This window comes from Marinobacter sp. (assembly GCF_041595835.1).
Lineage (GTDB): Bacteria > Pseudomonadota > Gammaproteobacteria > Pseudomonadales > Oleiphilaceae > Marinobacter.
Map to the genome: position 1 here is coordinate 23494 of NZ_JBFHJO010000030.1, position 9367 is coordinate 32860.

8 protein-coding genes are annotated in these 9367 nt (G+C 55.1%); 5 read left to right on the forward strand and 3 right to left on the reverse strand.

What is annotated here, in order from left to right:
• Positions 1-159: 159 nt before the first annotated feature.
• The 3 genes from ABYA77_RS10545 to ABYA77_RS10555 all read right to left on the reverse strand — a co-directional run bounded on the left by ABYA77_RS10545 (position 160) and on the right by ABYA77_RS10555 (position 5021).
• The gene (locus ABYA77_RS10545) at positions 160-2583 is read right to left on the reverse strand and encodes a response regulator (RefSeq protein WP_372965927.1); all 2424 of its coding nucleotides are present in this window, start codon (positions 2581-2583) and stop codon (positions 160-162) included.
• A 184-nt stretch (positions 2584-2767) separates the two neighbouring features.
• The gene (locus ABYA77_RS10550; RefSeq protein WP_372965928.1) at positions 2768-3979 is read right to left on the reverse strand and encodes a M24 family metallopeptidase; all 1212 of its coding nucleotides are present in this window, start codon (positions 3977-3979) and stop codon (positions 2768-2770) included.
• 88 nt (positions 3980-4067) lie between these two features.
• Positions 4068-5021 (reverse strand): LysR substrate-binding domain-containing protein, encoded by a 954-nt coding sequence (locus ABYA77_RS10555; protein ID WP_372965929.1) that lies wholly within the window; start codon positions 5019-5021, stop codon positions 4068-4070.
• Between the two features lie 150 nt (positions 5022-5171).
• Here ABYA77_RS10555 and ABYA77_RS10560 point away from each other — a divergent pair, with 150 nt between their 5' ends.
• From ABYA77_RS10560 to ABYA77_RS10580, 5 genes are read left to right on the forward strand one after another with little or no spacing between them, the layout of a single operon-like run.
• Positions 5172-6023, forward strand: a complete 852-nt coding sequence (locus ABYA77_RS10560) for a transporter substrate-binding domain-containing protein (protein ID WP_372965930.1) — start codon at positions 5172-5174, stop codon at positions 6021-6023.
• A 29-nt stretch (positions 6024-6052) separates the two neighbouring features.
• Positions 6053-6703, forward strand: coding sequence for an amino acid ABC transporter permease (locus ABYA77_RS10565; protein WP_372965931.1), 651 nt, complete (start codon positions 6053-6055; stop codon positions 6701-6703).
• Between the two features lie 11 nt (positions 6704-6714).
• Positions 6715-7374: an amino acid ABC transporter permease gene (locus ABYA77_RS10570; protein ID WP_372965932.1), complete on the forward strand. Its 660-nt coding sequence runs from the start codon at positions 6715-6717 to the stop codon at positions 7372-7374.
• A gap of 10 nt (positions 7375-7384) precedes the next feature.
• On the forward strand, positions 7385-8215 hold the full coding sequence (locus tag ABYA77_RS10575) for an amino acid ABC transporter ATP-binding protein (protein WP_372965933.1): 831 nt from the start codon (positions 7385-7387) through the stop codon (positions 8213-8215).
• Positions 8216-8237: 22 nt separating this feature from the next.
• On the forward strand, positions 8238-9218 hold the full coding sequence (locus ABYA77_RS10580) for a DMT family transporter (RefSeq protein WP_372965934.1): 981 nt from the start codon (positions 8238-8240) through the stop codon (positions 9216-9218).
• Positions 9219-9367: the final 149 nt, after the last annotated feature.

Genomic DNA, 9367 nt, shown 5'->3' on the forward strand with positions numbered 1-9367 from the left:
CATTTAGTGCGCCGTTTTGAGTGTCTTCGGTGACAGGGGCCTTGCTGCGGATTTGCTCTGCTATTTTCCGCATCTACTGAATATGCTCTGTTGTCTGTATCAGCAGTGCCGGCCTGTCATTACGTAAAGTTCAAGAAGGCATTAAAGGTAGCGAGTGGGTCACAGTTCGTAGTTCATGGCCAGATTCGGCTCCTGGATAAAATAGCCCTGGAAGTTGCGGATGCCGCGCTCCCAGAACCAGGTGAGTGCTTTGGTGTCTTCCACGCCGGTGACCACTATTTTTTCGCTGGAATTCAGGGTGGATTTCAGTTGCTGAAGGAACTGGTCCAGAGCCAGTGTCTGCTTGTCATGGGCACCGAGTGCCGGAGCCAGTTTCACGAGGTCCACCGCCCCCAGTTCTTTTATCAGCTCCACTGAGGCCGGGCTGATGTCCAGATGCTCAATGACCAGCCCGCAGTCCATGTTCTGAACCAGTTGCCGGATTTTCTTGGCTTTGGCCACATCCTTTATGACGCCGGAGCCGGACAGTGCCAGATAGATTCTGAGTTTGCCCTTGAGGCGGGCGTCCCGCATGGTGGAGCTGAGCAGGGACAGTAGCGGCTCGATATCGGCCATGGGGGACGACAGTTTCACGCTGACAGAATGGCTTGCGGAGGCTTTGCCGGTGAGCTGTGCCAGGTCCTGCACGGCATGCTGGATCACCCAGCGGTCCAGGTCATGGAAGGGGTTGCGGTTATCTTCCGGCAGCTGGTCGAGGAACTGGCCGGGCAGATACACCACATTGTTCTCATCCACCAGGCGCACCAGGGCTTCAAACAGGGTATCACCGGTTTCCATATTGACGATGGGCTGGTAGTGGAGTTTGAAAGAGCGGGCCTCTATCAGTTCCCGGATGCGGTTATCGACTTTGACTTCCGGTGAGGGTTCCGGTGCCTGCTGCCACAGGATTCGGTTACCACCCTTGTCCATGGCTTCGGTGCAGGCTTTTTCCACTTCCAGCAGGGCACTGTCTTCATCCAGGGAGTGGTTCAGGGTCAGCGCTCCCAGGCTCAGGGTTACCGGGGTGGATGGCTCCAGAACCCAGTCTGGCGTGCTCAGGCTGGTATGGAAATGTTCAAGAAAAGCCTGGCCGTCGGTGCCGGCCGGCGTGCTCAGCAGGAACAGAAAGCTGCCGTCGCCCAGGGCGCAGCCTGAATTGCCGGCTGTGAGCTGTTGGGCAAAGTGTTTTTCCATGCGGGTGTTCAGGCGGGCCATGGCCCGGGCACCATGCTGGGCCCGCAGAAAGTCCTGGCGGTCGATACTGGCCTGGGCCAGATAGTAGCTCTGGCCTTGCTGCTTATTTGTGAGTGTTGTCAGCAGATCGCCCAGGCCGGCCAGGAAGTAGTCCAGGTTCTGCAGGCCCAGGGATTCCCTGCGCTGGCTTACCAGATTGATGCGTGTGGCGATCAGCTGCGCTTTGGTCAGGTGCTGATGCAGGGCTTTGAGAAACTTTTTATCATCCAGCGGCTTGGAGAAAAATTCATTACCGCCAATGCTCTGCTGTTCAAGCAGTGCCCGGGCTTCAGGTGCGGCGGATACGAACAGCAGGGGAATGGTCATGTAGCGGGCATCCTGCCGGAGCAGCTGTGCCAGCTCAGCTCCCTGGCATCCGGGCATTTCGTGGTCCAGAACAATGGCATCCGGCTGGAACTTTTCGATCTGCTCCAGAATACGTACTGGCTGGCTCAGGGTTTCGACTTCATAACCAGCGTTGGTGAGCATGATGTTGTAGTAGGTAAGGAGGTCTGCATCATCATCCACCCAGAGCACTCTGGGGCGGGTGGTTTCCGGGCTCTTCAGAAGCTGTTGGATACGTTTCTCCAGAACCCCCATGTCAATAGGTTTTGTCAGGTACAGGTCGGCCCCGGCCCGGAGTGCACGCATACGGGCGACCATATCGCTTCTGGCCGACATCATGATAACCGGGGTGTGGGTGCCGATCCGGGATTTCATGCGCTCCAGCCAGGCGATGCCTTCCAGGGCCCCCTTGGGGAAGCTGATGTCCAGCAGAATCAGGTGATGCTGCTGGCCTTCTGTTCGTTGGCTATAGGCATATGGGTTATCGAAGATTTCGCCGCTATAGCCCTGCTGCTCGAGCCAGTTTTTAAGGTGTTCGGCCTGGTTGGTATCGTCTTCAATAATGGCAATGCGGTGTTGTCGCTTTTCCTCCACAACCGGCTTCGGTTCGGTAGCCACAAGCTCACTTTCTGAGGTTGTAGCCTGGGCTATGGCTTGTTCCAGTGCCTTGAGTGCATGATCAACCTGCCCGCGCTCGGCAGCGGAAGCATCGGGTTTTTCCAGCAGAGCCAGCAGGTGTTGTTCCAGTACCCGGGAAGTGTTGGTGATGTCCGGAAACTGGAAGGTGGCGCCGCTGCCACTCAGTTTATGAGCGCACTGACTCATAAAAGCCAGAGCCTTGGGGTCCCAGCTGACATACTGGAGCCTGTTCCAGGAGTCCCGAAGTTCGTCCATTCGGTCAGGAAGGCCTGCGATGTAGCGGATTTTGAGTTCCTGTAGCTTCTGTCCCGGACTGGCTTCCGCCATTTCTGCACCTTACTGGATCTGGGGTGTATTTCCGGGATGTCTGGCCAATAATGGAAGGCTGAAAAATCCCGGCAGGGTATCTCTAAAGAGTAACCCAGATTGCGGATTTTGGTTACCTTGGGTTTGGAAGATAAAGGGCTGGGGGCTGGTGTTGTTTCACCCTGCCCCCTTTTGTACCTTTCTGTTACGGCATAATAATGTTGTGCTCTGGTCCGAACGGGAACCCTGTGATGTTTTCACTGCTGTCTTCCCGTACCACGAGAATGTCATGTTCCCGATAACCACCGGCGCCGGGCATACCTTCAGGAATCATGATCATGGGCTCCATGGAGACCACCATGCCGGGCTGGAGTACGGTTGTTATGTCTTCACGCAGTTCCAGTCCCGCTTCCCGTCCATAGTAGTGGCACAGAACTCCGAATGAATGGCCGTAGCCGAAGGTGCGGTACTGCAGCAGATCGTGTTCGCGGTAGATTTCGTTGAGTTCAGCTGCAATGTCGCAGCAACGTACGCCAGGGCGAATCAGCTCCTGTCCTCGCCGATGCACTTCGCAGTTAATTTCCCAGAGTTTCAGGTGCTCTTCGCTGGGCTCTCCCAGAAAGAGTGTGCGCTCCAGGGCCGTATAGTAGCCGGCAATCATGGGAAAGCAGTTCAGGGAGAGGATGTCTCCGGTTTTCAGCCTCCGGGTTGTGACCGGGTGGTGTGCCCCGTCGGTATTGAGTCCGGACTGGAACCAGGTCCAGGTGTCCCGCAGTTCCGCATGTGGTACCCGTTTGGCTATTTCCCGGGTCATGGCCGCTGTACTGGCAAGGGCGACTTCATATTCAGGCACGCCCTCGGCGATAGCTTCGACGCAGGCTGCACCACCTATATCGGCGACGGCAGCACCGGTTTTGATCAGATTGATTTCTTCCTCTGATTTGATCATGCGCATACGCATGGTAAATGGCGCTATGTCGATAAATGAGGGGTTATTCAGTGCCGTACTGAATTTTTCTTTGTAATCCACACTGACGTGATCGAACTCCAGGCCGATACGGCGTGCAGACTGGGGCACGGCTTCTCTGACAGCGGCGAAGTAGTTGTCCCGTTGCCAGTCGGTATAGACAAGATTGTTGCCGATGCTGCGACGATAGCCCTGGCCGCCGTCGATGTTGGTTGTGATCAGGGTAGAGTCATTCTCGGTAATGACCAGGGCATAGCTGCGGCCGAAAGAGCAGTACAGAAAGTCGCCAAAATAATTGATGTTATGGATGGACGTCAGGACTACGGCATCAATTCCCTGCTGCTGCATGGTTGCGCGTAATTGTGAGAGGCGCCGGTTCATCTCAGTCAGGGTGAATGTCGGGCGCATTTTCGGGCCGTTGGGCAGAGTAATCAGACTGGGCATGGACATGGTGTGACTCCTTTGTCGTCATTGGTATGCAACAAAGGATCTTCTGATTAATGTCCCCGGACAAACGATGATTCTTAATTGCCTGGCATTAGTCCAGCTTATGAATAGTGGCCCCGGCCAATAGGTGCTCACGCTCTTCCAGATGTTGCCGGACCTCTGTCTTCAGCCATTCGGCAAACACGCTGACCCGCGGGCGGTTCAGATATTCTCTCGGACAACTCAGCCATACCTGCCCATCCTGGATGACATCGGGAAAGGGGCGAACCAGTTGTCCTGCTTTGAGATCGCTGGCACATAGGGAGTGGCGCCCGAGGGCAATACCCTGGCCGGCACAGGCGGCCTGCAAAACCATGTCGGCCCGGGAATAGCCGCTGCCTCCACGTAATTCCAGATCAAAATGACCCAGTCTGGCAAGAAAAGCATCCCAGTTAGTGCTGTAAGACGCCCGGGGCATGGAGTCGTTTATCAGGTGCGTGGTGGTAAGGTCCTGATAGTTGGTCAGCGTGAGCTGGGATAGCAAGTGAGGGCTGGCGACGGGATAGACAAGGTCATCGAACAGGTGTTGCTGGTTCAGTCGCTGGTTATCAACCCAGTAGGGAGTGACCGCGAGATCGACACCATCATCCTTGAAGTCCGCCATGCTCAGGTCTGCATCTATCTGCAGGTCAATTTCAGGGTGCAGTTTATTAAAGGATGCGAGCCTGGGAATAAGCCATCTGGTGGCAAAAGAGGGCATGGTGCGCAGTTTTAGTGCACCCTGCAGGGTTTCGTCTCCAATCTGGTGAAGGGTTTCACTGAGAATGCCGAATGCCTGACACACGCTTATATAGAGGCGTTCACCATTGCTGGTCAGGCGCAACCCACGGGGTAGCCGATAGAACAACGGATACCCAAGATGATCCTCAAGTGATTGAATTTTCTGGCTGACTGCGCTCTGAGTCAGGTAAAGATCACCGGCGGCGCGGGTAAAGTTCAGGTGCCGGGCGGCGGCCTCAAAATACCTCAGGCCCTCAAGGGGCGGTAGTGCGTTGGGTCTGTTCATGAATCCACTCCTGTTATGGGGAATGGATAACGCAAGGTTTGTGCCGACATTAGCAAAGCTAATACTGGGCAGTTAGGAAATACCGTTTGTCCGTGGATGCCGTTCCGGAGATGCTGATCTCACTCCAGAAAACACAGAAGGGTATCCATAGTGAAAAATCTCAAGCGTTTGTTTGTTCCTGTTTTGATAGGCGCTCTGCTCCCTGTGGCCGCATCCACGGCCAGGGCTGATCTGCTCGATGATATCCGGGAGCGTGGTGAAATCGTGATAGCCACGGAAGCCCGTTATGCACCATTTGAGATGCTGGAAGACGGAAAGATCGTGGGGCTGGGTAAGGACATTCTGGATGAGGTGATGAAAGGCCTGCCAGGAGTAAAGGTTAAGCAGCTTGATGTTCCCTTCCAGGGAATTCTGCCAGGCCTGGCCAGTGAGCGTTTTGATTTTGTAGCAACCTCTTTGACGATTACCCGGGAGAGGGCTGATAAGTTCGGATTTACTGTGCCCTTTTCTACGGCAAGTGTCGCTGTGCTAAAGCGAACCGGAGATGACAGGATCAACAGTGCGCTGGATCTGGTCGGTCTTGTGGTTGGAAGCCAGTCTGGTGCCCCCCAGGTGCAGGTTCTCAAGGACTATGAACAGCAAGTCCTGATCCCGGAAAAAGGTCAGGGGGTGAAGGAAATCAAAGCGTTTATGGATTACAACGAGGCCTATGCCGCACTGGCGTCACGCCGTGTTGATGCGGTCATTCAGTCATTGCCCAATCTGGCACCGCTGGTCAAGGCGCGGGGGGATGTGTTTGAAGTTGTACAGCCGCCCTTTGGCCCCGCTACCTACTATGCCTGGGCTGGACGAAAGGATGCTGACAGCGCTTCTCTGGTGAACTTTTTCAGTGAGGGTATTGCCCGTCTGAACAAAAGCGGAAAGCTGGCAGAGCTGCAGAAAAAATGGCTGGGCTTTGAAATGGATGTGCCCAGCGACAAGGTACCTGAACCGGTCAACTGATCCCGTAATATCCGGAGTGGGAGTCTGCCATGTTCGATTTCACCGCTGTTGTACCTTACCTTCCGCAACTGTTTCGGGGGCTCCTAAGTACGATTGGCGTTTCCTTCAGTTCCATCGCCCTGGGGCTGGTATTGGGGTGGCTGATTTGTCTGGGCCGGGTCAGATCCGGATTCTGGATAAGCAAGATCTGTGCGGTCTATGTCAGTTTTTTTCGTGGTACGCCACTGTTGGTGCAGCTGATACTGGTGTTTTATGCCCTGCCATCGGTAGGGATCAGCTTTCCTCCGGTGGTGGCCGCTGTTGTTGCATTGACCCTGAATACGTCGGCCTTTCAGGCCGAGATACTGCGAGCCGGTTTCCGGATGTTGCCGGAGGGACAAAGCGAGGCCGCACGGGATCTGGGAATGTCACCATTGCAGATACTGTTGTTTATCCAGATTCCCCAAGTGCTGAGAAGCATGTTGCCGGCGCTCACCAACGAGACGCTGGATATCATCAAGAACTCGGCTCTGGTCTCGGCTGTCGCTGTTCATGAGTTGATGCGAACGGCTCAGACGTTGGCATCGACTACCTATCGGCCGCTCGAGTTCTTTGTGGTGGCTGGGTTGCTCTACCTGCTGGTAACTCTGTTGACGGCCCGTGCTGGTCGTTGGCTCGAATCCCGTATGCGGATGGTATAAGGAGACTTCCCATGTTGGATCTGGACCTGTTTCTCAATTATCAGGACAGCATCATCAAGGGTATCTTGATGACTCTCAGGATGAGTGCTGGCGGTATTGCTGGTGCTATGGTGCTGGGCCTGCTGCTGTTTATTCTTTCCAGAGCCGGCGGATTCTGGACGGCATTGCTCTACAGGGGGTACGTCACCCTGTTCCGGGGCACTCCTCTGCTGGTTCAGTTGTTTGTCGTGTTTTACGGAGGCCCCCATATCGGCCTGGAGTGGAGTGCCGAGCGTGTCGGCCTTGTCGGTCTTGCGTTATACGGGGCAGCCTATTTTGCGGAGATTTTCCGCTCCGGTTTTGAGGCTGTTCCGAAAGGGCAAATCGAATCCGCCCGAGACCTGGGGCTAAGCCGTAGCCAGATATTCCGGGTGGTGCTGTGGCCACAAATCATGGCCCGTTCACTGGCCCCGATGGTGGGGCAGAGCGTTATTCTGGTGAAAGAATCCTCGGTTCTTTCCATCATTACCGTCGCAGAGCTTACGAACGTTGCCATGACGATAGCCAACCAGACCTACTCCATGATGGAGCCCTATCTGGTGCTGGCCCTTGTGTACTGGGCAATCGCCATTTCCATTGCCCGTCTGGGCGCTGTTTTTGAATCCCGTTTAACCCACTATCAAGCCGGTTGAGGACAGACACATGAGCCATTCCCATGCTATCGAACTGAATCAGGTGCACAAATATTACGGAGAGCATCACGTACTGCGTGGTATCGACCTGAACGTAGAGCCGGGAGAAGTGGTGAGCATTATTGGCGGCTCGGGATCCGGAAAGTCCACATTGCTGCGTTGTATCAATTTCCTTGAGGAGTACAGCAGTGGTGAGATTCTGGTTAAGGGTCAGGTGATTGGCTATGGCAGCAAACCTGCCGGAGAAAGTTACAGGCTGCCGGAGAAAGTTATCCGGGAATCCCTGCGTGATGTGTGCATGGTGTTTCAGCAGTTCAATCTGTGGCCGCATATGACGGTCATTGACAATGTTGCCAGCCCCCTGCGTCTGGTGAAGGGGGTGAGCCGACCTCTGGCGAGAGAAAAGGCTATGGGTCAGTTGGAGCGGGTAGGTATGGCGCATAAGGCTGACGCCTATCCCGGGCAGTTGTCTGGGGGGCAGCAGCAGAGGGTCGCGATTGCCCGGGCCCTGACCATGGAGCCCAGCATTATGCTCTTTGATGAACCGACGTCAGCGCTGGACCCGGAGCTTGTGGGTGAAGTGCTGGGCGTGATCCGGGATCTGGCGCAAGCCGGTATGACTATGGTGATCGTTACTCACGAAATGGGCTTTGCCGCCAGGGTTTCCGACCGGGTGGTATTTCTGGCCGAAGGGCTGATCGAGGAGCAGGGTGCACCTGAACAGTTATTTCAGGCGCCGAAAAGCCTGCGTCTGCAGCAGTTCCTGGCATCCTGGAATGAACGGCAGTCTGGCAGCAGCCTGCCAGCCGGAATAGCCGTGGCGCAGGAGGTTGAAGCATGATCCCTGTAACTGGAGTCATGGCATGAAACTCGGAGTTTTGTTTGGTGTGGCTGCAGGCGCTTCCTGGGGGATGGTTTTTCTGTCTCCGGCTCTTTTGCCGTCTTATCCTCCTTTATTGTTGACCTGTGGGCGGTTTGTTGCCTATGGCGTGCTGGCTTTGGTACTGGTATTGCCACTGCACCGGAGGCTGCGGGAAAAATGGCAGTGGCAGGATCTGTCGGCATTGCTGCGTCTTTCTGTTAGCAGCAATATTCTTTACTTTCTGTTGCTGTCCGGCGCTGTTCAGCGTATTGGCATTGCAGCAACATCGCTGATCATAGGGCTGCTCCCCCTGACCATTACTTTGCTCGGCCGGGGTGAGACAGGAGCTCCGCCGCTGAGACATCTGTTCTGGCCATTGTTGTCGGTTCTGGCAGGAATGGTCTGTATTAACATCGAGACCATCCTGTTTTCTGAGGATGGCGCGACATCTGTGATTGAACGGGTAACCGGGCTGGTTCTGGCGCTGTCGGCACTGGCATGCTGGAGCTGGTATGCCACCGACAATGCCCGCAGTTTAAAACGGACTCGTTATGACAGTAATGAATGGTCCCTGCTGGTTGGTCTGTTTACCGGTGCTCTGGCTGCTCTGATATGGGGAGGAGGGGCGGTGCTGTGGCCCGCGAGTGTTGATCCGGTGGGGACAGCGGCTGACTGGGAACTGTTCTGGGCAATCAATATTGTACTGGCCCTGGTTTCGTCGTGGTTTGGTTATCTGGCCTGGAACTTGTGTACCCGAAGGCTGCCACTGACGCTGACCGGGCAAATGGTGGTATTCGAGACCTTGTTTGCGCTGTTGTATGGTTTCGCGTATCTGCAACGTCTGCCAGGACTTCTCGAAACTCTGGCTATTGTCCTGTTGCTTGGCGGGGTTTCTGCGTCAGTATGGGTACATGGCCGGTGTGCGCAGACGGTGAATTCGGACTGTACGCGTACGAAAGAGAGATTGCCGGCGTTGTCTTAAGGATAAAAAACGGGGCCATAAAGGCCCCGTGTCAGATTTACACGCTCCGGCGGCTAACATAGATGCTGGCTGCCGGTGTGCGGTAATCAGAACTTGTAGGTGAAACCTACCATGTAGACCATGGGGTCAATTTCAACTTCGAATTCATC

Bases quoted from the DNA above. Each gene is read 5' to 3' on its own strand.
- ABYA77_RS10545 (WP_372965927.1), bottom strand. From the start codon at position 2,583: ATGGCGGAAGCCAGTCCGGGACAGAAGCTACAGGAACTCAAAATCCGC.
- ABYA77_RS10550 (WP_372965928.1), bottom strand. From the start codon at position 3,979: ATGTCCATGCCCAGTCTGATTACTCTGCCCAACGGCCCGAAAATGCGC.
- ABYA77_RS10555 (WP_372965929.1), bottom strand. From the start codon at position 5,021: ATGAACAGACCCAACGCACTACCGCCCCTTGAGGGCCTGAGGTATTTT.
- ABYA77_RS10565 (WP_372965931.1), top strand. From the start codon at position 6,053: ATGTTCGATTTCACCGCTGTTGTACCTTACCTTCCGCAACTGTTTCGG.
- ABYA77_RS10570 (WP_372965932.1), top strand. From the start codon at position 6,715: ATGTTGGATCTGGACCTGTTTCTCAATTATCAGGACAGCATCATCAAG.
- ABYA77_RS10575 (WP_372965933.1), top strand. From the start codon at position 7,385: ATGAGCCATTCCCATGCTATCGAACTGAATCAGGTGCACAAATATTAC.
- ABYA77_RS10580 (WP_372965934.1), top strand. From the start codon at position 8,238: ATGAAACTCGGAGTTTTGTTTGGTGTGGCTGCAGGCGCTTCCTGGGGG.